This window comes from Piscinibacter sp. HJYY11 (genome assembly GCF_016735515.1).
Lineage (GTDB): Bacteria > Pseudomonadota > Gammaproteobacteria > Burkholderiales > Burkholderiaceae_C > Rhizobacter.
In genome coordinates this window covers 3,215,418-3,239,029 of sequence record NZ_JAERQZ010000001.1, presented here as the reverse complement: position 1 = coordinate 3,239,029, position 23,612 = coordinate 3,215,418, and the positions used below count along the sequence as shown (strand labels likewise).

Here is a 23,612-nt window from a genome sequence, read left to right as displayed (position 1 = left end):
ATCCCGGGGCACACCCGCCCCGGGGGCTGGCAATACTCCGGATGTGCGCCTTGCACCGCTCGATCAGGGCGTTGGCGCACGAGGGGGCGTCATGAACAGGCGGTTCCGTCAGGTTGTTGCGCTGTCCTCCGCTCTGGTGGCGCTGGCGACAGGCGGGGCCTGTCGGGCGCAAGACATTGCCGTCGTCGACGTGCCCCTGGTCGCGGGGGCGCCGCTGCAGTTCCACCCGCTGTCAGCGTCGTCCACGCCGCTCGCGTTGCAGCGGATGGCCCAGGACCGCTACGGCTTCCTCTGGCTGAGCGCCTCCGATGGCTTGCGGCGCTACGACGGCCACGGGTTCATGAAGGTCCCGGAGCGCGAGAGCGCCCACAGCGTCGGCCACATGATCGGCCACTCGTTCGCGACCGACCGCGCAGGGCGGCTGTGGATCGGGGCCGACGATTCGCTCAACCGCTACGACCCCGCGACCGGCAGCTTCAAGCAGTACCGGTCGCCGAACAACGACTGCGGCACCGTGGCGATCGCCCACGACATCGTCGATGACCCGGACGGCATCATCTGGCTCGCGACCGACGACGGCGTGACGGCGCTCGACCCGGCCACCACGAAGACGACCTGCCATCGCCCGCGCTACACACCCTCGGTCGGCGAGACCCGCGTGATCGCGATGGCGGCCGCAAACGACGGCAACCTGTGGATCACCAGCAGCGAGGGGCTGTACGCGCTCGATCGCCGCTCAGGCAAGGTCACGCGTCACCTCAAGCTCGAAACCGCCGAGGGGCGCAAGTTCGTCAGCACGGGCTTTCCGGCCCGGCCATTCGTGGACAGCAGCGGCATGCTCTGGTTCGGCCTGTCGGCCGGTGGCGACCTGGCCTCGGTCGACGTCGCGAGCGGCGCGGTCACGGTCTATGCGTTCCGCAATGGCGGGCTGCTGCCGAATGCGTCGTCCGGCGTGGTCTCGATCCAGGAGGACCGCGACCGTGCACTCTGGCTCGGCAGCCACAAGCTCGGGCTGGTGAAGCTCACGCCCGACCGCCGGCAGGCCATCTGGTACCAGAGCAACCCCGACGATCCGGACGGCTTGCGCGAGGACCTCGTCGTCGGCCTCTTCCGCGACCGCGACGAGCAGTTCTGGACCCTGACCAAGTCCGGCGCGGTCTACCGCTTCAATTCCGAGCGCCCGCGCTTCCGGGCGTACCGCCATCAGCGGGCCAACCCCGCGAGCCTGGGCAAAGGCGCGGTGACGGCGGCCTACGCGGATGACGCCGACACGCTGTGGGTCGGCACCGACCGGGGCCTGAACCGGGTCGACCGCAGGACGGACCAGGCCACGCAGGTCGATCAGCCCGTCTTCGCGCGCGGGGTCAGCGCGATCGCGAAGGACGGCGCGAGCCAGCTCTGGTTCGGCACGAACGGCAACGGCCTCGTGCGCTTCGACCCGGGGTCCGGCCGCTTCACGACGTATGCCCACCGCCCCTCGGACCCGCGTTCGCTCAACCACGACCGGGTCACGGCGCTACGCGTCGACCGCGGCGGCCAGCTGTGGGTGGCAACCGACTTCGGCCTCAGCCGCTGGGACGCGGCGACACAGGACTTCAGCACGTTCCGACCGAGCCCGGGCGGGCTGGTGCAGTACCGCTCGATCGCCGAGGACGCGACCGGCGCGCTGTGGCTCGCGACCTCGTCACGCGGCCTGCAACGCTTCGATCCCCGCACCGGCCGCTTCGAGCTCTTCGACGCGCCGCTGCGCACTGCACAACCGCCCGGCCACAACCGCGTCAGCTCGGTCCACGTCGACCGCGCGGGCATGGTGTGGGCCGCGACCTTCCGCGGGCTCGGCAAGCTCGACCCGCGCACCGCGACCTTCACCTCCTACGCCTCGCGCTCCGGGCTGCCCGCGGACATGGCCATCGGCATCCTGGAAGAAGACGACGGGCGGCTGTGGATCAGCACGCCGAACGGCGTGTCGCGCTTCGACCCGCATGCCGAGACCTTCACCAACTACCACGCGTCGGACGGCCTGCTGACCGACCGCTTCGCCAACCCCGCGGTGGCCACCCGCAGCGCGAACGGCGAGATGTTCTTCGGCTCGCAGAAGGGCGTGGTGGCGTTCTTTCCCTCGCACTTCAACGGGCGCGAGCGTGCGTTGCCGGTGTACCTGACCGATGTGCGCCTCTTCGGCGAGCCAGTCGTGCCGGGCAGCGGGCCGCTCACGCAGCCGATCTGGTCCACCGATTCGCTGGCACTGGCCTCGGGCAGCATCGTCTCGTTCGAGTTCGCCGCGCTCAACTATGTCGACCCGGTGCGCACGCGCTACCGGTACCGGCTGGAAGGGCTCGAAGCGAAATGGAACGAGACCGACAGCAGCCGCCGCAGCGCGACCTACACGACGCTGCCGCCGGGCGACTACACCTTCCGCGTGCAGGCGCGCGGGCCGCGCGGCGACTGGAACGAGAGCGCGCCGTCGCTGCGCCTGAACATTCCGCCGCCGTGGTACACGCGGTGGCCGTTCATCCTGCTGGCCGGCGCGGGACTGCTCGCCACGCTGTGGCTCGCGTACCGCTGGCGCGTGCACCACCTGCACCGCCGCTTCGACGAGCGTGAACGTGCCGCGCGCGAAGTGGCCGAAGACCTGGAGCGGCGGGTGATCGAGCGCACCGAGGAGCTGGCCCGTGCGCAGCATGCGGCCGAAGCCTCGACGCGGGCCAAGAGCGAGTTCCTCGCCAACATGAGCCACGAGATCCGCACGCCGATGAACGCCATCCTCGGCATGTCGTACCTCGCGCTGCAGACCGGGCTGGACGCGTGCCAGCGCAACTACATCGACAAGGTGCACCGTGCCGCCGAGTCGCTGCTGGGCATCATCAACGACATCCTCGACTTCTCGAAGATCGAAGCCGGCCGGCTGGAGATCGAGGAGATCCCCTTCGCGCTCGGCGACGTGCTGGACCAGCTCGCCACGCTCGTGGGCATGCGGGCCGAGGAAAAGGGCCTCGAGCTGCTGTTCGAGCTGCCGCCCGGGCTGCCGACCGCCCTCGTGGGCGATCCCTCGCGGCTCGGCCAGGTGCTGCTGAACCTGAGCAACAACGCGGTCAAGTTCACCGAGCGCGGCGAGGTCACGGTCGCGGTGACCGAGTGCGCGCGCGAAGGTCAGCGCGTGACGCTGCGCTTCGAGGTGCGCGACACCGGCATCGGCCTCACGCCCGAGGCCCGCACGCGCCTGTTCCAGCCGTTCACCCAGGCCGATGCCTCGACCAGCCGGCGCTATGGCGGCACCGGGCTGGGCCTGGCGATCTGCCGCCACCTCGTCGAGCGCATGGGCGGCGAGATCGGGGTCGACAGCGAACCGGGCCGCGGCAGCTGCTTCCATTTCAGCGTGCCCCTCGGCCTGCAGCCCAATGCCGCACCCGCGCCGCAGGACGGCGACCTGCAGGGCCTGCGTGTGCTCGTGGTCGACGACCACCCGGCCGCGCGCGAGCTCCTGCGCACGCTGGCGACGGCCTTCGGCCTGCAGGCCGAGACGGCGGCCGATGGCATCAAGGCGCTGCAGGCGGTCGCCGAGGCCGATGCGCAGGACCGGCCCTTCAAGCTGCTGCTGCTCGACTGGCACATGCCGGGCCTCGATGGCATCGGCTGCGTGGAGCGGCTGGAGCGCGCCGCCGACCGGCATGGCCCGCCCACGGTGCTGATGGTCACCGCCTTCAGCCGCGCCGAGGCCGAACGCCAGCTCGCGGCGCGCGGAGTGCAGGTGGCCGGCCTGCTGTCGAAACCGGTCACGCCCTCGGGCCTGCTCGATGCGTGCGCCACCGCGCTCGGCCGGCCGCGTGGCGTGCCGAGCCGCAGCGAGCAGCGCCAGGAGCTGCTGCAGGCACGCCAGGCCGGGCTCGCCGGCGCACGTGTGCTGCTGGTCGAAGACAACCCCATCAACCAGCAGCTCGCGCGCGACCTGCTCAACCGCGTTGGCATCGTCGTCAACATCGCCGGCGACGGCCGTGAGGCGCTGGCCATCCTCGAGCGCGACCGCTTCGATGCCGTGCTGATGGACTGCCAGATGCCGGTGATGGACGGCTACGCGGCCACACGCGCGCTGCGCCGCCGCCCCGAGCTGAAGGACCTGCCGGTGATCGCGATGACCGCCAACGCCATGGCGGGCGACCGCCAGAAGGTCCTCGAAGCGGGCATGAACGACCACGTCGCCAAGCCGATCCGCGTCGACGACCTGTTCGCCACGCTGGCGCGATGGGTCCGCCCGCCGGCGCCTGCGTCGTCGCAGGAGTCGGCGCCACCCGCGGTGGACATGCGCGCCGGCCTCGCCGCCGTGATGGGTGACGAGACGCTGTACCGGCGGCTGCTGGGGATGTTCCGCAAGCGCGAGCTCGACTTCGTGACGCGCTTCCGTGCCGCCTGCGACCGCGGCGATGCGGACGCCGCGACCCGGTTCGCGCACGACCTCAAGAGCGTCGCCGGCAGCCTCGGCATGCCGGCCCTGCAACGCGTCGCTGCGGCGCTGGAGGAAGCGTGCCGCCTGCACCGCGACCCGGCGGCGCTGGAGCCGCTGCTGCAGGCCGTGCAGCGCCAGCTGGAGCCGGCGCTGGCCAGCGTGCAGGAGATGGGCGTGTCGTGAGATGTGTCGTGAGATGCGTCGTGAGACGCGGCGCCACCGCCGCGCCGATCACGCCTGCGTGGCCGACGCGGCGGGTGCTCCAGCGAAGGCGATGCCGGCACCGGACTGCTTGGCTTGGTACATCGCCGCGTCTGCCGCCTGGATCAGCTCGGTGGGCGTGAGCCCATCGCGCGGAAAGAGGGCGATGCCGATGCTCGACCCCAGCTCGCAGCGGTGGCCTTCCACCACCAGCGGGTCGTGCAGGGCCTGCCGGACCTTGCGCGCCACGGTGTCGGCCGAATGGGCGTCGACCATGTGGGCCAGGCCCACCACGAACTCGTCGCCTCCCACGCGCGCGATGGTGTCGCTCGCGCGGATGGCCGAGCGCAGGCGCCCCGCCACGTCGCACAGCACCTTGTCGCCCACACGGTGGCCGAACGAATCGTTGATCGGCTTGAACTTGTCCAGGTCGATGAAGAGCACGGCATAGGCCTGCCCGGCCTGGCGCGCCGCATGGATGCCCTGCGACAGCCGGTCTTCCAGCGTCGACCGGTTGGGCAGGCCGGTCAGGCGGTCGTGCTCGGCCTCGAAGCGCGACCGTTTTTCCCCTTCGACCGCGGCCGCGTGCGCCACCTGCAGGGCCTCCAGCGCCGACTGCAGACGCTCCTGCGCCTGCTGCAGTTCCGCGGTGCGCTCGGCGACGAGCGCCTCCAGGCTCTGGCGGTAGCGGGCGAGCTCCTGGTCCTTGGCGACGCGTTCCGACACATCGCGAACCACCACGATCAGCACTTCCTCGCCATCGATCACCGTGATGCTGCCGGCGGCCTCCACCGGAACGCGGCGGCCCGACTTGGTGACCAGCCGGCAGAAGAACGGCCGGTTCGACCCCGACTTCACCGCGTGCAGGAAGGCCTTGCGCAGCTCGGGCTCTTCCCAGATGCCGAGTTCGAGCGAGGTGCGCCCGAGGATGTCCTTCAGCGAATAGCCCATGAGCCGCTCGAAGCCCGGGTTGACGTCGATGGTGCGCCCATCGGACAGGCGGCTGATGGTGATGTATTCGGGGGACGCCTCGAACACCGTTCGGTAGGCCGCGTCGGACGCCCGCCGCTCGTTGTGGTCCTTGGACAAGTTGGAAACTCCCAGATCGTCTTCGGTCTTCGGAGCGAAGGCGTGCCGGCTCAAGTGCAAAAGTCACGCGGTCGCGAACTGCCGCCGGAAGCTGGTGGGCGGCGGCAGGCCCTGCAACCTGAAATGCCGCCGCAGCGACTCGGGCGAGCCGAAGCCGGCGAGCTCGGCCACCTGCTCCATGTCGAGCCCGGCGTGCGACTCCAGCAGCTCCTTGGCGACCGAGATGCGCTCGCGCACCAGCCACTCGAGCGGGGTGAGGCCGGTGGCGTCCTTGAACTGGCGCTGCAGGGTGCGCACGCTCATGCCGGCGTGCTCGGCGAGCGCGGGCAGTGTGTGCCCGGCGCGCGGGTTCTCGCGCATCAGGTCGATCAGCCGCGCGATCGGGCTTTCTTCTTCGCGCGGCATCGGCCGGGGCACGAACTGGGCCTGCCCGCCCTCGCGGTGCGGCGGCATCACGAGCCGCTGCGCCACCAGGTTGGCGACCTTCGCGCCGTGGTCGCGGCGCACCAGGTGCAGGAGCATGTCGAGCCCCGCGGCCGAGCCGGCCGAGGTGATGACCTGGCCTTCGTCGATGTAGAGCGCGCTTGCGTCGACCTGCACGTTGGGAAAGGCGTTCGCGAGCTTCTCGGCATAACGCCAATGCGTGGTGGCACGTTTGCCGGCCAGCAGGCCGGCGTGGGCGAGCACGAAGACGCCCGAGCAGATCGAGGTGACCCGGGCACCGCGGGCATGGGCCGCACGCAAGGCCTTCAGCAGCGCAGGCGGCGGCGTCTCGTCGGCATCGCGCCAGCCGGGCACGACGATCGTGTCGGCGCGGCGCAGCGTGGCCAGGCCGTGCGGTGCTTCGACGGTGAGGCCGCCCATCGCGCGCAGCGGGCCGGGCTCGATGGCGCACACCGCATGCCGGTACCACTCGACGCCGAGCTCCGGGCGCTGCAGCGCGAAGAGCTCGACCGCGCAGCCGAACTCGAAGGTGCAGAGCTGGTCGTAGGCGAGGATCGCGACGAGGTGCTGCGGGGTTTTCGACATGGCGCAATCTTACCGGCCGTCGTCATTCCAGCCACTGTTGAGTTCGCGGCGACGGACGCACACTGAGGCCCATCGCAACGTTCAACCCGGAGAGGAGAGCACCATGCCGTCCGTCGTCAGCCAGACCCCCGCCGCCGCCCCGCACCGCGCCGTCGAGCACTTCCAGTCGGCGCTCGAGTTCGAGACCGACTGCTGGGACGTGCACCACGCCATGACCAGCGGCCAGCCGGACTTCGTGCTGCTCGACGTGCGCGGCCCCGACCTCTACGCGAAAGGCCACGTGCCCGGCGCGCTGAACCTGCCGCACGGGAAGATCGTCGAGTCGAAGATGGCCGAGTGGCCGATGGACACGCTCTTCGTCACCTACTGCGCCGGACCGCACTGCAACGGCGGCCACAAGGGCGCGCTGCGCCTGGCCAAGCTGGGCCGCAAGGTGAAGCTGATGATCGGCGGCGCCACCGGCTGGCTCGACGAAGGCTTCAGCCTGAAGGAGGGCTCGGCGCCGTGAGGGTGCGACGTGCCACGGCGCATGACGTGGTGCCGCTGCTCGCGCTGATGCGCGCGCTGGCCGTGTTCGAAGGCTATGACGCCGACTTCCGCGTCACGGCCTCCGACCTGCTGGCGCGCGGCCTCGGTGGCCAGGCGGCGCCGGAGTTCATCGCGCTCGTTGCCGAAGACGGGCACGGTTCGCTGTGCGGCCATGCCGTGCTGCTCGTGACGCCCTTCACCTACGACCTGCGTCCCACCGTGGTGCTCAAGGAGTTGTATGTCGACGTGCAGCATCGTCGTCGTGGCGTTGCCGAAGGGCTGCTGGCAGCCGTGCAGGCCGAGGCGCAGGCCATCGGCGCTGGCCGCATCCGCTGGCTGGTGCTGCCCGGCAACGGGCCGGCCAAGCGGCTGTACCGCCGCTTCGGTGGAGCGCCCGACACGGCCTGGGAGTCGTGGGAGCGTCGGCTCGAGAGGCCGTTACAGTCGTCCGCATGACCACGCTCTTCATCTCCGCCTTCCTGCTGGGCCTGATCTTCAATGCCACGCCCGGTGCGGTGTTCGCCGAGACCGTGCGCCAGGGCGTGCATGGCGGCTACCGCCCCGCCCTGGCGGTGCAGATCGGCTCGCTGGTCGGTGATGCGCTGTGGGCGGTGCTCGGGCTCGTGGGCATCGGCCTCCTGCTGCAGCTCGAGGCGTTGCGCCTGCCGATCGGCATCGCGGGCGTGGCCTACCTGCTGTGGCTGGCGCGCGATGCGTGGCAGGCGGCCCACCGCGAGTTCAGCCTCGAGATGGGCGCGGCGCAGCGGCAGCGTGCGCTGAAGGCGGGGGTGATGCTCTCGGTCACCAACCCGCAGAACGTGGCCTACTGGGCCGCGCTCGGCAGCGCGATGGGCGCCGTGGGCGTGGCGGCGCCGACGGCGGCCGACTACGGCGTGTTCTTCGCGGGCTTCATGGCCTCGTCGGTGCTGTGGTGCTTTGTCTGCGCTGCGATCGTCGACCGCGTGTTCAAGCGCGCCGGTGTGCGCTGGGCACGGGTCACCTACAAGCTGTGTGCCCTGGCCTTCGTGGCCCTCGCGCTCGGGTCGGTGCGCGACCTCGCGAACGAGGCGCTGCGCACGCCGGCGCGCGAGAAGCCGGGGGTCATCTCGCGGCCGTAGAGGGGATCACGGGGCCATGCCCTGCTCGTCACGCACCGCCTGGTGGTGGCTGAGGTAGATGCGCCCGGCGAACCAGCTCGACCACTGAGCCGCACGCAGGCCGTCGAGCACCGGGCCCTTCACCTCGGACAGGTCGAGGCGGATGCCGCGCTCGCGCAGCACCGTCTGCAGCGTGCTCAGCGCTTCGAGGCCGCTCAGGTCGATGCGGTTGACCGGGGTCATCTGCAGCACGACGCGGCGGGTGTCGGGGTAGGCGTCGAGGTGCTTGGCCACCACGCCGGGCAGCTGGCGGGCGTTGACGAAGAGCAGGCTCTCGTCCACGCGCAGGCTCAGCACGCCGGGCGTGAGCTCGGTGGCGTAGCGCGTCACGTTGCGGTAGTGCTCGGTGCCGGGCACGCGCCCGATCAGCGCAGCGTGCGGCCGCGCCGCGTGCTGCAGCATCAGCGCGATCGAGATCAGCACGCCGACGCCCAGCGCCCACTGCGCCGTGTGCAGCACGGTGATCGCGGCGACGAGGCCCATCAGCGCCGCCTCGCCGCGCGTGTAGCGCCAAGCGAGGCCGAAAGCCTTCCATTCGGCGGCGGCGAGGACCGGCACCACGATGGTCGCGGCCAGCACGGTGCGGGGCAGCCAGGCCAGCGGTGCGGCGAGCAGCAGCGCGGCCAGGGCGAGAAAGAGCGCCGTCCACGCGCCGGCCCAGCGGGTGCGCGCACCGGCCTCGGCATTGAGCGCGCTGCGCGAGAAGCTGCCGCCCACCGGCATACCGCCCGACACGCCGGCGGCCAAATTGGCGGCGGCCAGGCCGGCGAGTTCGCGCCGGCCATCCACATGCTCGCCGCGCTGCAGCCCCAGGCGCTCGGCCACCGCGAAGCTGCTCACGAAGGTGACGAGGGCGAGCAGCGCCGCCGACGGCAGCAGCAGGAGCCACAGCTCCGCATCGAAGAGCGGCAGCGCCAGCGGCAGGTGCAGCGTGGGCAGTGGGCCGACGACCGTGACGCCGTGCGAGGGTGCGGCGAAGGCCCACGCCAGGCCGGTCGCGATGGCGATGACCACCAGCGGTGCAGCACGCGCCACCAGCTTCGCCAGATCGGTGCTGAGCCAGCGGGCCGCGAGCGGCTGCAGGTGGCGGCGCGCCACGAGCAGCACGACGAGCGAGCTCACGCCGAATGCGGCGGTGGTGGGGTGCAGCCACGCGCCGGCGCGCGACGACTCGACCCAGCTGTCGACCAGCGCGCGCAGGTGCACGCCGTGCGCCGGGCTGCCCAGCAGCGCGGGCAGTTGCGAGAGCGCGATCGAGATCGCAGCGCCCACCGAGAAGCCCTGCAGCACCGGCGCGCTGAGCAGGGCGGCGAGGGCATCGAGCTTGAGCACGGCCGCGGCGGCCAGCAGCAGCCCCACCTCGGCCGCGAGCACGACCGCGGCCGCGCTCAGGTCCACCTGCCCGGCCAGCGGGGCGATGGCCTGCAGCGTCATCAGGGCGAGCACGGCGGCGGGGCCGACGGCGTTGAGGCTGCTCGCCCCCACCAGCGCATAGGCCACCAGCGGCAGCACGCTGGCATAGAGGCCCACCTGGGGCGGCAGGCCGGCGAGCAGCGCGTAGGCGATGCTCTGCGGGATCAGCAGCACGGCCACGATGGCGGCGGCGAGCAGGTCGTCGCGCAGGCTGTCGCGCCGGTAGGACGGGGGTGTGGGTGTCATGGAGGTCGAGGTCGGGCCATTCTGCGCCAGCTTGACGCGCTGCATGCTGCGCCGCACCATGCGGCAGTCCACTCAGGGAGCCCGCCATGTCCACGTCGAACTGGAACTTCACCCCCACCGTGCACTGGCCGCTCAGCGGCTCGGTCACGCAAGACATCAGCCCGAGCCTGCTCTTTCGCGCCAAGGACACCGAGGTCGAGACGCGCGTGCTGCGCGAGGTGGCGTCCTACGGCCGGCAGATCGGCAAGCTGAGCGAGGTGCTGCTCGCGGTGGTGGAGACACTGCCCAAGGGCAAGCTCGACGAGGCCACGCGCGAGACCGTGCACCAGCTGCAGGTCATGGGCGAGAACATCAAGCGCATCAAACAGGGCGAGAAGGTGCTGCCGAGCACCGTGGAGGAGGCGCGGGCGATGGTGGCCGAGTTGCGCCGGCTCTACCCGGAGCTCTGAGCCGGGTCTCAATCCACCTTGGCCCCCGACGCCTTCACCACCTTCTCCCACTTCCGGGTCTCGGCGGCGATGTAGGCCGCGAACTCCGCCGGCTTCATGCCGCTCGGGATGGCGCCTTGTGCCAGCAGCCGCTCCTTCAGCTCGGGCGCGCCGAGCGACTTGGCGGTCTCCTGCTGGATGCGGTTGACGATGTCGGCCGGCGTGCCGGCCGGTGCGAGCAGGCCGAACCACGAGCTCGCTTCGAAGCCCTTCACGCCGGCCTCGGCGATGGTCGGCACGTCGGGCAGCGCCGCGCTGCGCTCGGCGGTGGTCACGCCAAGTGCCTTCAACTTGCCGGCCTTGATGTGCGGCATGGCCGAGGGCAGGTTGTCGAACATCAGGTCCATCGTGCCGCCGATCAGGTCGAGCAGCGCCGGGCCCGAGCCGCGGTAGGGAAAGTGCACGAGGAAGGTCCCGGTCATGCTCTTGAAGAGCTCGCCCGAGAGGTGGATCGAGGTGCCGTTGCCGCTCGAGGCCATGTTGAGCCTGCCGGGGTTCGCCTTTGCGTATTTGATGAGGTCGGCCACCGAGTTGATCTTGGCGGCCTCGGCGCGCGCCGGGTTCATCACCAGCACGTTGGGCACGCCGGCCACGAGCGTGATGGGGGCGAAGTCCTTGATCGGATCGAATGGCATCTTCGGGTAGAGCGACTGGTTGATGCCGTGCGTGCCCACCGTGCCCATCAGCAGTGTGAAGCCGTCGGCTGGCGACTTGGCCACCAGGTCGCCACCCACGTTGCCGCCTGCGCCGGGCTTGTTGTCGACGATGAACTGCGCATTGAAGGCGCGGCTCAGCTCGGGCGCCATCGCGCGGGCGAGGATGTCGGTGGTGCCGCCGGGCGCGAAGGGCACGACGATGCGGACCGGCTTGCCCGTGGGCCATGCGCCCTGGGCCCAGGCGCCGGGTGCGGCCGCGAAGGCCGCGCCGGCGGCCAGCAGGTGGCGGCGGTTGATCACGTTTGGAACAGCTTTGATGCAGGGCATGCGCAAGACTCCGGGAGGCTGTGAACCGCCGCAGTGTGCAACAGCGACGCGCCGCGACAAAAGTGGGTATTTCGAGAAGGAGCAGGCTTCCCAAGCCCTGGGGGCTGTGCCAAAGTGGCCCGACCTCAGCACCGCGGCGTGACGATCTTGAGTGAACCGCCCGTGAGCCCGCACGACCTCGCCGCGATCATCGGGCGAGTGCAGTCTCGCTATATCCGCGCAGCGCCGCCGCGCGAAGTGTTCGACCCCCTGCTTGTCGACCTGCTCGAGTGCACCGGCAGTGAATACGGTTTCATCGCCGATGTCCGACTCGACGACCGAGGCCAGCCCTTCCTGCGCATGGAGGTGCTGACCGACATCTCCTGGAACGACGCCACGCGCGCGATGGTCGAGCGCCACCTGCGCGGTGGCGAAGGCGACGCACTCGAGTTCCACAACCTGCAGACCCTCTTCGGCCATGCGGTGCGCACCGGCGAGGTCGTCATCGCCAACGACCCGGGGCAGGATTCGCGGCGCGGCGGCGGCCTGCCCGCCGGGCACCCGCCGATGCGCTCCTTCCTCGGCGTGCCGCTCTTCCATGGCGGCGAGATGGTGGGCCAGCTCGGCTTGGCCAACCGGGCGGGCGGCTACGACCAGGCGGTGGTCGAGCGCCTGCAGCCGCTTTTCACCAGCGTGGCCGCCATCATGGGGGCGGTGCGGGCCGAGCGCGCACGCCGTGCCGCCGAGCAGGCGCTGCGCGAGCAGCAGGCGCAGCTGCAGGCGACCGTCGACCTGGCCGGCGTCGGCATCGTCGAGCTTGCGCTCGACGGCACGCCGCGCATGGTCAACCAGCGCATGTGCGACATGCTCGGCCGCACGCGCGAGGCGCAGATGCAGCTGTGCACCGACCACGTCACGCACCCCGACGACCTGCCGGCCGAGCTCACGCTGCGCGAGCGGCTGCTGGCGGGCGAGTTCGCGCGCTACCACTGCGCCAAGCGCTACCTGCACGCCGAAGGCCATGCCGTCTGGGTCAACGCCAACACCACGCTCGTGCGCAAGCCCGATGGCACGCCCGACTACATGATCGTCGTGGCCGAAGACATCACCGAGCGCATGCAGGCCGAAGCGGCGCTGCGCAGCAGCCAGCAGCGCTTCATCGACCTCGTGAACTCGGTCGACGGCGTGTTCTGGGAAGCCGATTTCGAAGAGCGCTGTTTCACCTACGTGAGCGACAAGGCCGAGGCGATCACCGGTTTCCCGCCCGCACGCTGGATGGAGCGCCACTTCTGGTCGTCGCGCGTGCACCCCGACGACCGCGATCGCACCGTGAAGGAGGTGATCGCGGTGCAGCTCGACGGCACGCCGCATTCGATCGACTACCGCTTCATCGCGGCCGACGGACGCGTGCTGTGGATGAGCAGCCTCGTCACCCTGCTGCAGAGCGACGACGGCCGGCGGCTGCTGCGCGGCCTGATCATCGACACCACCGCGCGCAAGCGCGCCGAAGAGACCGAGCTCGCCGCGCAGGCCGCGATGCGCGCCAACGCGGCCAAGACGCAGTTCCTCTCGCGCATGAGCCACGAGCTGCGCACGCCGCTCAATGCGGTGCTCGGCTTCGCGCAGCTGCTCACGCTCGACACCAATCACCCGCTCACGCCCGCGCAGCGCGCACGGGTCGACCACATCTCGCAGGCCGGCGCCCACCTGCTCGCGATGATCAACGACGTGCTCGACCTCTCGCGCATCGAGAGCGGTGGGGTGTCGCTGATGCCGGCGGTGGTGCCGGTCTACGTGGTGGTCAACGAGGCGATGACGCTCGTGGCCAACGTCGCGGCCGAGGCCGGCGTCACGCTGCAGGTCGACCGCAGCCGGCGCGACGTGGCGTCGGTGACCACCTGCGTGCGTGCCGACCACCTGCGCCTGCGGCAGGTGCTGGTCAACCTGCTCAGCAACGCCGTCAAGTACAACCGGCCCGGCGGCAGCGTGGTCGTGCGCTGGCCGGTGAGCCCCCAGGGCGAGGTGAACCTGCAGGTGCACGACACCGGCATCGGCCTCACCGCCGAGCAGCAGGAACATCTCTTCGAGCCCTTCAACCGGCTGGGCATCGAGCGCAGCGGCATCGAAGGCACCGGCATCGGCCTCGTGATCACGCAGCGGCTGGTGCAGGTGATGGGCGGGCGGCTCAGCGTGGAGAGCGTGGTCGGCGAGGGCAGCTGTTTCACCGCCAGCCTGCCGGAAGCGCACCCGGTGGGCGCGCAGCCGGTGCAGGCCTGAGTCAGGACGCGCTGGGCGCGGCGCGCTGGCGGCCGAGCAGTGCCCACAGGGCGATGGCCCCGAAGGTCGCGGTGCCGATGCCGCCGAGCGACCAACTGCCGAACTTGAGCGTGAAGTCGCCCGTGCCGAGGATCAGCGTGACGGCCGCGACGATGAGGTTGCGGTTGTCGCTGAAGTCGACCTTGTTGTCGACCCAGATCTTGGCGCCGGCCACTGCGATGAGGCCGAAGACGACGATGCTCACGCCGCCCATCACCGCCAGCGGAATCGTCTGGATCAGCGCACCGAACTTCGGGCTGAAGCCGAGCACGATCGCGATCAGGGCGGCCACCACGAACATCGCGGTCGAGTAGATCTTGGTCGCGGCCATCACGCCGATGTTTTCGGCGTAGGTGGTGACGCCGGTGCCGCCCGCGGCACCGCTCACGACGGTCGCCACGCCGTCGCCGATGAAGGCACGGCCGAGCATCGGGTTGAGGTCGCGGCCGGTCATCGCACTCACCGCCTTGATGTGGCCGAGGTTCTCGGCCACGAGGATCAGCGCCACCGGGGCGATCAGCAGCATCGCCTCGCCGGTGAAGACGGGCGTGGCGAACTTCGGCAGGCCGAAGAGGGGTGCGGCGGCGATGCCCGAGAAGTCGATCGGCTTGCCAAGGCCGAAGCCGATGGTGAGCACCGCGTAGACCACGCTCGCGGCGATCAGGCCGACGAGGATCAGGAGCCGCTGCACCATGCCGCGCGTGTACACCGCGACCAGGCCCACGCTCACGAAGGTGATGGCCTGCATCCACGCATCGAACGCGGTCGGCGCCATGTTCTTGATCGGCACGCCGGCGAGGTTGAGCCCGATCACCGCGACCACCGAGCCGGTCACGACCGGCGGCATCAGCCGCTCGATCCAGTGCACCGCCTGGCCCTGCTCCACCTCGTCGACTTCCAGGCCGGCGATGGTGCTGGAGCGGAAGTGCCGCACGTTGGTGAAGTGCACCAGCACGCCGATCAGCGTGTAGATCACCCCGCAGGCGATGATGCCGCCGAGCGCCACGCCGAGGTTGCCATTGGCCCCCTTGCCGGCGTAGCCGCTGGCGGCGATGACGACGCCGATGAAGGCGAAGCTCGAGCCGAGGTAGCTCGGCACCTGGCCCTGCACGATGAAGAAGAAGATCAGCGTGCCCACGCCGCTCATCAGGATGGCGACGTTGGGGTCGAAGCCCATCAGGAGCGGCGCCAGCACCGTGGCGCCGAACATCGCGATCACGTGCTGCACGCCCATCGCAAACGTCTGCGGCCAGGGCAGGCGTTCGTCGGGGGCGACCACGACACCAGGAACGGGGCGCTTGACGCGCCATTCGGGGAAGAGTGCCATCTCCTGTCTCCTTGCTCGCGCTGTTGTGCGCGGCAGTGTAGGAGTGGCGGTGTCAGTGCGTCATGAGGGATGACGCTCTTTCGACGGGACAAAAAAATGAGGGAAGCGGGACAGGTTCTGGGAGCTCGCTCTCATCCACCCCAGGTTGCCCGCTTCCCTTGGACGTCACACGTCGAAAAACCCTCTCTCACTAAACCAGAAATCAGCGGCCGTTGCGGGGGGTGAGCCCCGGCGGCGGGAACAGCGACAGCTGCGCCGGCGTGCGGCTGGGCTGCAGGACCTTGAACGAACGATCCGCGGGCAGCGTGGCCCAGTTGGAATCGGGTGCCGTGCGGCGCTGCACGGGCGGGCGTGCGGTGCTCGGCAGCGTCACGCGGGAAACGGTCTGCTCGCTCATGGCCGCCTCGCTCGTCAGTGGCCGACCAGCCAGCGGCTGGGGGCGAATTCGCTCGGGCGCACCGCCAGCGACTGCGCGGCGGGCGGGGCCAGCACGCTGGCCGCACGGCTGAGCCAGGTGCTCAGGCTGGCTTGGCGCGGCGCGGCCGGCTGGGCCAGTCGCAGCATCGACGAGGCGCCACCGCGGCAGCTCGGGGCGGCCGGGCGCACGCGGCGCGATGCTTGCGAAGCAGAGGAGGTGGAGCGATGAAACAGCGGCATGGCACGACGTCCTGTGTGATCTCTCTCGCTTGCCGCGGCCGATGCCGCAGTGGCGGGGATGAGCACTCAAGCGCAGCTTCCGTGCCAGTGCTGACTTGCGCTTTTTCGTGTGGCTTTCGACGAACCGGGCCGCGTTTTGATAGCCCGGTTCGCCGTTTTTCGGTGAAAGCGTAAGACGCGCGTTACATCTCTGACCCGTTTGGTCGCTCGGCCCCGTCCCGGCCGGCCCGCAGGTGGGCAGTGACGGCCTGAGCGACCGCCGCATCGGCCAGCACCCGCCGGTGGCCGAGGGTGCGGGTGGTCACGAGCGTGGAGCCGGGCACGGCCTGGGCCAGCCGCTGCCCCACCGCCAGCGGCGAGACGCGGTCGTCCTCGTCGTGCACGAAGAGCGTGGGCTGTTGCAGCCGCGGGCCCAGCCAGCCGGGGTCGAAGCGCACCAGCGGCACGCCTTCCACCCGCTCGATCACCGCGCCCATGCGCTGCGGCAGGCTGTCGCCCAGCGAGAGGCTGCGGGCGAACCACTGGAGAAAGAGCGACGGCGGCGGCGAGGCCGCGAGCAGGGCAAGGCGCTGCACCGGCAGGCCGTTGGCCGCGGCATGGGCGGTGGCCAGGGCGCCCAACGAATGTGCCACCACGCCATGCAGCGGCCCGAGCCGCGCCGAGGCAGCCCACAGCGCCCGGACGAACTGCGGCAGCGTGGCCCGCCAGCCGGCGCTGCGGCCGTGGGCCGGGAAGTCGAGCATGACCGGAGCAAAGCCGTCGGCGTGCAGCACGTCGGCGAGCGTCAGCATCTGCTGGGCGCTGCCGGCCCAGCCGTGCACGAGCAGCACCGTGGGCCGCTCGCCCTCGCCTTCCTTCGGCACGCGCCGGTAGACCGCCATCGCGCCCTGCTCGAAGGGCCAGTGCTCGACCTGCCAGCCTGCGGGCAGCGGCCGGCGCCGTGCCGCGAGCTTGAGCGGCATCGGAGTGAAGAAGAGCCGCAGCGCAAGTCGCGTCGCCGCGGCCGGGGCGACCGACTGCGAGAGCCGCAGCGCGAAGCCCAGGCTGCGGGCGCCCAGGCTCGCGTAGAAGCTGGCGGCGGGGTTGGAAGCGGCCACGGTCGGGGTGCTCATATCACAGCCCCGCGAGGTCGAAATCGGCGTTGCGGTCGGGCACCGAGGCCCACACCGTTTGCACCCAGGCGCCGGCCCAGGCCAGCGCGCCCACGAGGCCGAGCAGTACAACGATCAACATGGTTCAACTCCTTGTGTCGCACGATCGTGCGAAGTCTGGCCAGCGAAAACGTCGACGGGGTTCATCACGATTCCGGCGTCAACGCGGGGAAGAAGGGGTCTGCAGCGAGCGGATCAGGCGCTCGTAGGCCGTCCAGGCGCGGTCGGCCGCACGCGGGTCGCGCAGGAAACGCGCCTCGCGCATCAGCGCGACGAAGAGGCCGTCGATCTCGAACACGAGCTGGTCGGGGTCGAGGTCGGGGTCGAGGTGGCCGGCCTCCACGGCTTGCAGCACCGTGCGGCGCAGCGCCGTGCGCCAGCGCTGCACGTGCGTGAGCAGCAGCTCGCGCAGCGGGCCTTCGCGGTCGTCGAACTCGAAGGCGCCGGCACTGTAGAGGCAGCCCATCTTGATCTCGACGTCGCGCGCGCGCTGCATCCACAGGCGCATGATGGCGTTGAGCCGCGGCAGGCCGCGCGGCTCGCGCATCGCGGGGGTGAACACGTCGGCCAGGAAACGTCGGCCATACTCATCGATCACGGCGGCCTGCAGCGCCTCGCGCGAGCCGATGCGCGAGAACACCCCGCTCTTCGAGAGGCCCAGGCGCTTGGCCACCTCGCCGATGGTGAGGCTGTCGAGCCCGTCGGCGGCGGCCATCGCGAGCGAGGTGTCGAGGATCGCGGCGAGGGTGAGCTCGCTGCGTTCGGTCTTGGTTTCCATGGCTGCTATCTTCGCACGATCGTGCGAAGTGTCAAGCCCCTGAGCCGCCTGGGGCCTTCGCCTTGCGTGACCTGCTGCACGAACGCCTCGGCTCGCATCGACAGCGCCGGGCGGCACGTGTAAAACGCAGGCAGGTCAGGTGGATAGCCGTGGAGGACCTGTGAAACCCGACGCTTCGGTGCTGGGGCGCAAGCGCTGGCTGGTGGTGGTGGGCCCCTTGCTGGCCGTGGTGCTGCTGCTGGCCGCGCTCACCGTGGCCAGCATCGACCTGCTCTCCTCGGCGCGTGCCTACGTCGGCGGCGAGAGCTTCTGGTCCAAGGGCCAGAAAGACGCGGTCTACCACCTCGAGCGCTACATCGCCACGCGCGACCCGGCCGAGTACCGCCTGTTCGAAGAAGCGCTGAAGGTGCCGCTCGGCGACCGCCGCGCCCGCCTGGCGCTCGAGCAGCGCCCGCCCGACCGCGAGGCCGCGCGCCTGGGCTTCCTGGCCGGCGGCAACCACCCCGACGACGTGGAGGGGATGATCAACCTCTTCGTGCGCTTCCGGCGCGTGAGCTTCATGGCCGCGGCGATCGACACCTGGGCCGAGGGCGACCAGCAGATCGCGCAGCTGGCCACCCTGGGCCGGCAGGTGCAGGAGCACATCGCCAGCGGCGACACCCGCTCGCCCGAGCTGGCGGCGCTGACGGCCGAGCTGCCGCGCCTCAACCAGCGCCTGACCGATCTCGAAGGGCGCTTCTCCACCACGCTCGGCGAGGCCTCGCGCACCGTGAGCCGCCTGATGCTGGGCCTGACGCTCGTACTCGCCATCGTGCTGTCGGCCGGCGCACTGCTGCTCACCCGCAGCCTGATGCGCGCCCAGGCGCGTGCCGAGGAGGAGCTGCGCCTGGCCAACGAGCGCTGGACGCTCGCGGCCGACGCCGCCGGCATCGGCCTCTTCGACTGGGACCTGCAGACCCGGCAGGCCCGCATCGATGCCCGCGGCGCCGCGGTCTACGGGCTGCCGCCCGAGCCGGTCGAGCTCGAAGGCAGCAAGCTCACGCTGCCGCGCATCCACCCCGACGATGCGCAGCAATTTCGCGCCACCCTCGCGCAGATCATGAACAGCCACACGCCGACGACCACCCGCTACCGCGTGCGGCTGGACGACGGCAGCGAGCGCCACGTCGAGGCCGTGGCCATGGTGCGGCATGGCCACGGGCGCGCCAGCGGGGCGCGCATGATCGGCACGCTGCGCGACGTGACGCGCGAGGTGCTGGCGGCGCAGGCCCTGCTCGACAAGGAGGCGGCCGAACGCGGCAACCGCTCCAAGAGCGAATTCCTCTCGCGCGTGAGCCACGAGCTGCGCACCCCGCTCAACGCGGTGCTCGGCTTCTCGGAGCTGCTGCAGACCGACCCCCGCGAGCCGCTCAGCCCGACGCAGGCCGCGCGGGTGCAGCACGTGATCGACGCGGGGCGCCACCTGCTGGCCTTGATCGACGACGTGCTCGACCTGAGCGAGTCCGACGAGGCCGCCGTCGCGCGGCTGCCGCTGCAGCCGGTGCTGCTGGGGGCGGCGGTGCAGGTGAGCGTGGACCGCCTGCGGCCGATGGCCGAGCGCCAGCAGGTGCAGGTGCAGGCCGAGCTGCCCGAGCATCCCGTCTACGTGCTCGCCGACCCGCGACGCCTCTCGCAGGTGCTCGCGCACCTGCTGTCGAACGCGATCAAGTTCAACCGGCGCGGCGGCGACGTGAAGGTCTCGTGCGAGCCGCTGGGCGAGGAGGTGCGCATCCGCGTGCACGACACCGGCCACGGCCTGCGGGCCGACCAGCTCGCCCAGCTCTTCCAGCCCTTCAACCGGCTCGGTGCCGAATCGACGCGCGCACCCGGCAGCGGCCTCGGCCTGGTGGTGGTGCAGCAGCTGTTGCGGCGCCAGCGCGGGCGCATCGCGCTGACCAGCACCGCCGGCATCGGCACCTGCGTGGAGGTGCACCTCCAGGCGGCGCAGGCGCCTGCCGCCTGATCAGGCGGCGGCAGCGCCCGGGACCAGCCCGCGCGGCACGGCGGCCAGCAGCCGGCGCGTGTACTCCTGCTGAGGCGCGTCGAGGATCTGCGCCACGCTCGCCTGCTCGACCACCTCGCCGTCCTTCATCACCAGCACCTCGTCGGCCATGAAGCGCACCACGGCGAGGTCGTGGCTGATGAAGACATAGGCGAGGCCCAGTTCGTCCTGCAGGTCCTTGAGCAGGTTGAGCACCTGGGCCTGCACCGAGACGTCGAGCGCGCTCACCGCTTCGTCGAGCACCAGCACCTCGGGGTCGAGGGTGAGGCAGCGTGCGATGGCCACACGCTGGCGCTGGCCGCCCGAGAACTCGTGCGGGTACTTGTAGAGCGCCGCGTCATCGAGGCCGACCTTGGCGAGCAGGTGGCGCGCCTTGTCCTGGCGCTCCTCTTCGCTGGCCCCGATGCCGTGGATGCGCATCGGCTCCACCAGCGTCTGCCCGATGGTGAAGCGCGGGTTGAGCGAGGCATACGGGTTCTGGAAAACGACCTGGATGCGGCGGCGCATCGGCAGCAGCTCGTCACGCGGAAGGCTCAGGAGCTCGCGCCCGTCGAACATCACCTGCCCGCCGGTCGGGCCGCCATTGGGGTCGTGCAGGCGCAGCAGCGCCAGGCCCATGGTCGTCTTGCCCGAGCCCGACTCGCCCACCACGCCCAGCGTGTGGCCGCGCCGCAATGTGAAGCTCGCGCCCTTCACCGCCTTGAACTCAGTGCGGCCAAACACGCCGCGGCGCAGCCAGTAACTCTTGCGCAGCGCCGTGGCCTCGATGACGACCGGCGCATTCGGGTCCTTGGCCTTGCCCGCGCTCGCCGTGGATTGCCCGGCCATGTGGTCGTCGATGGTGGCGAGCCGCGCGCCGCGGTTGGCGAGCGTCGGCCGGCAGGCGAGCAAGGCCTTGGTGTAGGCGTCCTGCGGCGCGGCAAACACCTGCGCCACCGGCCCCTGCTCGCGCACCGTGCCGCCGCGCATCACCACCACGTGGTCGGCGATCTCGCCCACCACGCCGAGGTCGTGGCTGATGAAGAGCATGCTCATGCGGTGCTGCTGCTTGAGTTTGCCCAGCACGTCGAGGATCTGGCGCTGGATGGTCACGTCGAGCGCGGTCGTCGGCTCGTCGGCGATCAGCAGCTTGGGCTCGCAGGCGATCGCCATCGCGATCATCACGCGCTGCTGCTGCCCGCCCGACAGCTCGTGCGGGTAAGCCGACAGCCGGCGCTTCGGATCGGGCAGGCCCACTTCGTTCAACAGCGCCTCGGCGCGCGTGAGCGCCTGGCGGGTCGAAAGGCCCAGGTGCTTGACGAGCGGCTCGGTGAGCTGGTGGCCGACGGTGAAGACCGGGTTGAGCGAGCTCATCGGGTCCTGGAACACGCAGGCGATCTCGCGGCCGCGCAGGGCCTGCAGCTCGGGCAGGCTCGCCTTCAGCAGGTCGCGGCCCTGGAAGCTGATCGCCCCCTGGCGCTCGGCGTTGTCGGGCAACAGGTTGAGCACCGACATCGCGGTCACGCTCTTGCCGGAGCCCGACTCGCCGACGAGCGCGACGGTGGTGATCTCGGGGATGTCGAAGCTCACGCCCTCGTCGCCCCGGCCGACCGCCTGGAAGCGCTGCACGAGGCCCTCGACCTTGCCGGTGCGGAACGACACCCGCAGGTTCTGCAATGACAACAGCGTGCTCATTCGAGGCCCCTCAGCTTCGGGTCGAGCGCATCGCGCAAGGCGTCGGTGAAGAGGGAGAACGCGGTGACGAAGACGGCCATGAACGCCGTGGCCGCGACCAGCTGCCACCACTGCCCGAGGATCAGCTCGTTCTGCGCTTCCTGCAGCATCGTGCCCCAGGAGACATCGTCGACGCCCACGCCGAGCCCGAGGTACGACAGGATCACCTCGAACTTGATGAAGCCCACCACCAGCAGCGACATGCGCACCAGCACCACGTGGCTCACGTTGGGCAGGATGTGGCGGAACATGCGCGAGGTCGTCGAGGCGCCGATCGCTTCGGCCGCGCGCACGTAGTCGCGCGCAGAGTGCTTGAGGAACTCGGCCCGCACCTGGCGATAGACCCCCGTCCAGCCGACGAGCGCGAGGATGATCGCCACGCTGCCGATGCCCCGCCCGAAGACCACCGCGAAGACGAGCAGCAGCAGGATGTCGGGCATCGCGGTGAACACGCTGTAGAGCCACTCGAGGAAGTCGCCCACGCGCCGCCCGAAGAAGCCGGCGAGCGCACCGAGCACCGTGCCGATGAGGGCCGCGATCACCGCGGCCACCAGGCCCACGATCACCGAGGTCTGCGTGCCCTTGGCGGCTTTGGCCAGCACGTCGCGGCCGAGCCGGTCGCCGCCGAAGGGCAGGGTCTCGGCCTTCACCGTGTCGGTCGAGCGCAGCTGCGCGGCACGCTCGGCCCATTCCTTGTAGCGCGGGGCCAGCGGGTCGACGTCGGAGAGGTCGACGTTGGGGCCGGTGGGCACCGGGATGGTGGTCGACTCGACCTTGGGGGCCGGGCCCATGAAGGTGGGCCGTGCATTGGCCACGCCCACCTCGGCCTGCCAGTGGCGGGCCACCACGCCGCTCGCCGTGAGCGCGATCAGCAGCAGGAAGGCCAGCACGACGACCATCGAGGCGAGGCCCACCCGGTCGGCCCGCAGGCGTTTCCATGCCGCCACCCACACGCCATCGGACGCCACCACCGCCGTGGCCACGGTGCCGTTTGCCATCACCGCGCTCATTTGAGGACCACCCGGGGATCGACCAGCTTGTAGAGGATGTCGGCCAGCAGGTTGATCAGCATCGTGAGCACGCCGAGGTAGATGGCCACCGACTGGATGACGGGATAGTCGCCGCGGTTCACCGCCAGGATGATCTCGCGCCCGAGGCCAGGGATGGAGAAGAAGACCTCGATCAGGAACGAGCCGACGAAGACCCCCGGCAGCATCAGGGCCACGTTGGTGAGGATGGGGATCATCGCGTTACGCAGCACGTGGCGGAAGAGCACCGCCTTCTCGGTCATGCCCTTGGCACGCGCGGTGCGCACGTAGTCGTGGCCGAGCTCGTCGAGGAAGAAGCTGCGGTACAGGCGCAGCTGCGGTGCCACGCCCACCATCACCGCCAGCAGCGCCGGCAGCGGCACGTAGGTCGTGAGGTTGGTCCACACGCTGTCGCTCCAGCCCTGCACCGGGAACCAGCCGAGCTGGAAGCCGAACACGTACTGGCCGATGATGATGTAGACCAGGAAGGAAATCGACAGCGCAACCGTCGTGATCACCATCGCCGCGCGGTCGGCCAGCGAGCCGCGGCGGTAGGCCACCCACATCGCGATCGGGATGGCCAGCAGCACGTCGAGCACCAGGATGGGCAGCATCACCGTCAGCGTGGCCGGCAGGCGCGTGGCGAAGATGTTGCTCACCGCTTCGTTGGTCGCCCAGCTGTTGCCCCAGTCGAAGGTGACCACGCCCTTGAGGTAGATCCACAGCTGCACGTACCAGGGCTTGTCGAGCCCGAGCTGGGCGCGGATGGCTTCGATCTGCGCGTTGCTCGCGTTCAGCCCACCGAGGATGACGGCCGGGTCGTCGCCCACCGCCTTGAAGAGGAAGAAGACCAGCAGCAGGACCCCCAGCAGCGTGGGGATCATCTGCAGCAAGCGGCGGATGACGTAGGCGGCCATGTCGTGTGGGTCGTGGTGCTTCGTGTGGTGCGTTGGACCGGTGCGAGCGCGAGTCTAAGCAGGTCTTCGGTGGAATCGCCCCGCGTTTGCCCGGGTCTTGGCGACGCAACTTGCATGCCGGTCTGCGGTC

Annotated in this window: 19 protein-coding genes; 7 read left to right on the top strand and 12 right to left on the bottom strand. The window is 70.6% G+C overall.

Annotated elements, in window-relative coordinates:
• Positions 1-91: 91 nt before the first annotated feature.
• A complete protein-coding gene (locus JI745_RS14990) occupies positions 92-4,624 on the top strand; it encodes a hybrid sensor histidine kinase/response regulator (protein WP_201808344.1) in 4,533 nt (1,510 codons plus the stop codon).
• Positions 4,625-4,672: 48 nt separating this feature from the next.
• Here the strand turns inward: JI745_RS14990 and JI745_RS14985 are convergent, their stop codons facing one another.
• Positions 4,673-5,731, bottom strand: coding sequence for a bifunctional diguanylate cyclase/phosphodiesterase (locus JI745_RS14985; protein WP_201808343.1), 1,059 nt, complete (start codon positions 5,729-5,731; stop codon positions 4,673-4,675).
• 63 nt (positions 5,732-5,794) lie between these two features.
• Positions 5,795-6,760: a transcriptional regulator FtrA gene (ftrA, locus tag JI745_RS14980; RefSeq protein ID WP_201808334.1), complete on the bottom strand. Its 966-nt coding sequence runs from the start codon at positions 6,758-6,760 to the stop codon at positions 5,795-5,797.
• A gap of 103 nt (positions 6,761-6,863) precedes the next feature.
• Between ftrA and JI745_RS14975 the strand changes: the two genes are divergently transcribed.
• From JI745_RS14975 to JI745_RS14965, 3 genes are read left to right on the top strand one after another with little or no spacing between them, the layout of a single operon-like run.
• The gene (locus tag JI745_RS14975; protein WP_201808333.1) at positions 6,864-7,268 is read left to right on the top strand and encodes a rhodanese-like domain-containing protein; all 405 of its coding nucleotides are present in this window, start codon (positions 6,864-6,866) and stop codon (positions 7,266-7,268) included.
• Positions 7,265-7,744: a GNAT family N-acetyltransferase gene (locus JI745_RS14970; protein WP_201808331.1), complete on the top strand. Its 480-nt coding sequence runs from the start codon at positions 7,265-7,267 to the stop codon at positions 7,742-7,744. Before JI745_RS14975 ends, JI745_RS14970 begins: the two co-directional genes overlap by 4 nt.
• Positions 7,741-8,406: a LysE family transporter gene (locus JI745_RS14965; protein ID WP_201808330.1), complete on the top strand. Its 666-nt coding sequence runs from the start codon at positions 7,741-7,743 to the stop codon at positions 8,404-8,406. Before JI745_RS14970 ends, JI745_RS14965 begins: the two co-directional genes overlap by 4 nt.
• Before the next feature lie 6 nt (positions 8,407-8,412).
• Here JI745_RS14965 and JI745_RS14960 read toward each other — a convergent pair whose 3' ends face one another.
• Positions 8,413-10,104 (bottom strand): SulP family inorganic anion transporter, encoded by a 1,692-nt coding sequence (locus JI745_RS14960; RefSeq protein ID WP_236675004.1) that lies wholly within the window; start codon positions 10,102-10,104, stop codon positions 8,413-8,415.
• Positions 10,105-10,190: 86 nt separating this feature from the next.
• On the opposite strand from JI745_RS14960, the gene JI745_RS14955 reads away from it, so the two are divergent.
• Positions 10,191-10,553, top strand: coding sequence for a hypothetical protein (locus JI745_RS14955; RefSeq protein WP_201808314.1), 363 nt, complete (start codon positions 10,191-10,193; stop codon positions 10,551-10,553).
• Between the two features lie 8 nt (positions 10,554-10,561).
• Here the strand turns inward: JI745_RS14955 and JI745_RS14950 are convergent, their stop codons facing one another.
• Positions 10,562-11,575: a tripartite tricarboxylate transporter substrate binding protein gene (locus JI745_RS14950; protein WP_201808313.1), complete on the bottom strand. Its 1,014-nt coding sequence runs from the start codon at positions 11,573-11,575 to the stop codon at positions 10,562-10,564.
• A 147-nt stretch (positions 11,576-11,722) separates the two neighbouring features.
• On the opposite strand from JI745_RS14950, the gene JI745_RS14945 reads away from it, so the two are divergent.
• Entirely contained in the window at positions 11,723-13,831 is a 2,109-nt protein-coding gene (locus tag JI745_RS14945) for a GAF domain-containing protein (protein ID WP_236675003.1), read from the top strand.
• A 1-nt stretch (position 13,832) separates the two neighbouring features.
• Here the strand turns inward: JI745_RS14945 and JI745_RS14940 are convergent, their stop codons facing one another.
• From JI745_RS14940 to JI745_RS14920, 5 genes are all read right to left on the bottom strand, one after another.
• Positions 13,833-15,197, bottom strand: a complete 1,365-nt coding sequence (locus JI745_RS14940; RefSeq protein ID WP_201808309.1) for a solute carrier family 23 protein — start codon at positions 15,195-15,197, stop codon at positions 13,833-13,835.
• 202 nt (positions 15,198-15,399) lie between these two features.
• Positions 15,400-15,594, bottom strand: a complete 195-nt coding sequence (locus JI745_RS14935; protein ID WP_201808307.1) for a hypothetical protein — start codon at positions 15,592-15,594, stop codon at positions 15,400-15,402.
• A gap of 14 nt (positions 15,595-15,608) precedes the next feature.
• Complete coding sequence (locus tag JI745_RS14930) at positions 15,609-15,854, bottom strand: hypothetical protein (RefSeq protein WP_201808306.1); 246 nt, start codon at positions 15,852-15,854, stop codon at positions 15,609-15,611.
• A 182-nt stretch (positions 15,855-16,036) separates the two neighbouring features.
• Positions 16,037-16,966, bottom strand: a complete 930-nt coding sequence (locus tag JI745_RS14925) for an alpha/beta fold hydrolase (protein ID WP_201808304.1) — start codon at positions 16,964-16,966, stop codon at positions 16,037-16,039.
• 199 nt (positions 16,967-17,165) lie between these two features.
• Positions 17,166-17,783 carry a TetR/AcrR family transcriptional regulator gene (locus JI745_RS14920; protein WP_201808302.1) on the bottom strand — a complete coding sequence of 206 codons (618 nt, stop codon included), beginning with the start codon at positions 17,781-17,783 and terminating at the stop codon, positions 17,166-17,168.
• 160 nt (positions 17,784-17,943) lie between these two features.
• Here JI745_RS14920 and JI745_RS26790 point away from each other — a divergent pair, with 160 nt between their 5' ends.
• A complete protein-coding gene (locus JI745_RS26790; protein ID WP_201808300.1) occupies positions 17,944-19,785 on the top strand; it encodes a HAMP domain-containing sensor histidine kinase in 1,842 nt (613 codons plus the stop codon).
• Here the strand turns inward: JI745_RS26790 and JI745_RS14910 are convergent, their stop codons facing one another.
• The 3 genes from JI745_RS14910 to JI745_RS14900 are packed head-to-tail and all read right to left on the bottom strand — an operon-like array spanning position 19,786 to position 23,482.
• Entirely contained in the window at positions 19,786-21,498 is a 1,713-nt protein-coding gene (locus JI745_RS14910) for an ABC transporter ATP-binding protein (protein WP_201808297.1), read from the bottom strand. It lies immediately after the preceding gene.
• Positions 21,495-22,535 carry an ABC transporter permease gene (locus tag JI745_RS14905; protein WP_236675002.1) on the bottom strand — a complete coding sequence of 347 codons (1,041 nt, stop codon included), beginning with the start codon at positions 22,533-22,535 and terminating at the stop codon, positions 21,495-21,497. The genes JI745_RS14910 and JI745_RS14905 overlap by 4 nt, the downstream gene beginning before the upstream one ends.
• Before the next feature lie 8 nt (positions 22,536-22,543).
• On the bottom strand, positions 22,544-23,482 hold the full coding sequence (locus tag JI745_RS14900; protein WP_201808292.1) for an ABC transporter permease: 939 nt from the start codon (positions 23,480-23,482) through the stop codon (positions 22,544-22,546).
• Between the last annotated feature and the right edge of the window lie 130 nt (positions 23,483-23,612).

Bases quoted from the DNA above. Each gene is read 5' to 3' on its own strand.
- JI745_RS14990 (WP_201808344.1), top strand. From the start codon at position 92: ATGAACAGGCGGTTCCGTCAGGTTGTTGCGCTGTCCTCCGCTCTGGTG.
- ftrA (WP_201808334.1), bottom strand. From the start codon at position 6,760: ATGTCGAAAACCCCGCAGCACCTCGTCGCGATCCTCGCCTACGACCAG.
- JI745_RS14975 (WP_201808333.1), top strand. From the start codon at position 6,864: ATGCCGTCCGTCGTCAGCCAGACCCCCGCCGCCGCCCCGCACCGCGCC.
- JI745_RS14965 (WP_201808330.1), top strand. From the start codon at position 7,741: ATGACCACGCTCTTCATCTCCGCCTTCCTGCTGGGCCTGATCTTCAAT.
- JI745_RS14960 (WP_236675004.1), bottom strand. From the start codon at position 10,104: ATGACACCCACACCCCCGTCCTACCGGCGCGACAGCCTGCGCGACGAC.
- JI745_RS14955 (WP_201808314.1), top strand. From the start codon at position 10,191: ATGTCCACGTCGAACTGGAACTTCACCCCCACCGTGCACTGGCCGCTC.
- JI745_RS14950 (WP_201808313.1), bottom strand. From the start codon at position 11,575: ATGCCCTGCATCAAAGCTGTTCCAAACGTGATCAACCGCCGCCACCTG.
- JI745_RS14940 (WP_201808309.1), bottom strand. From the start codon at position 15,197: ATGGCACTCTTCCCCGAATGGCGCGTCAAGCGCCCCGTTCCTGGTGTC.
- JI745_RS14935 (WP_201808307.1), bottom strand. From the start codon at position 15,594: ATGAGCGAGCAGACCGTTTCCCGCGTGACGCTGCCGAGCACCGCACGC.
- JI745_RS14930 (WP_201808306.1), bottom strand. From the start codon at position 15,854: ATGCCGCTGTTTCATCGCTCCACCTCCTCTGCTTCGCAAGCATCGCGC.
- JI745_RS14925 (WP_201808304.1), bottom strand. From the start codon at position 16,966: ATGAGCACCCCGACCGTGGCCGCTTCCAACCCCGCCGCCAGCTTCTAC.
- JI745_RS14920 (WP_201808302.1), bottom strand. From the start codon at position 17,783: ATGGAAACCAAGACCGAACGCAGCGAGCTCACCCTCGCCGCGATCCTC.
- JI745_RS14910 (WP_201808297.1), bottom strand. From the start codon at position 21,498: ATGAGCACGCTGTTGTCATTGCAGAACCTGCGGGTGTCGTTCCGCACC.
- JI745_RS14905 (WP_236675002.1), bottom strand. From the start codon at position 22,535: ATGGCAAACGGCACCGTGGCCACGGCGGTGGTGGCGTCCGATGGCGTG.
- JI745_RS14900 (WP_201808292.1), bottom strand. From the start codon at position 23,482: ATGGCCGCCTACGTCATCCGCCGCTTGCTGCAGATGATCCCCACGCTG.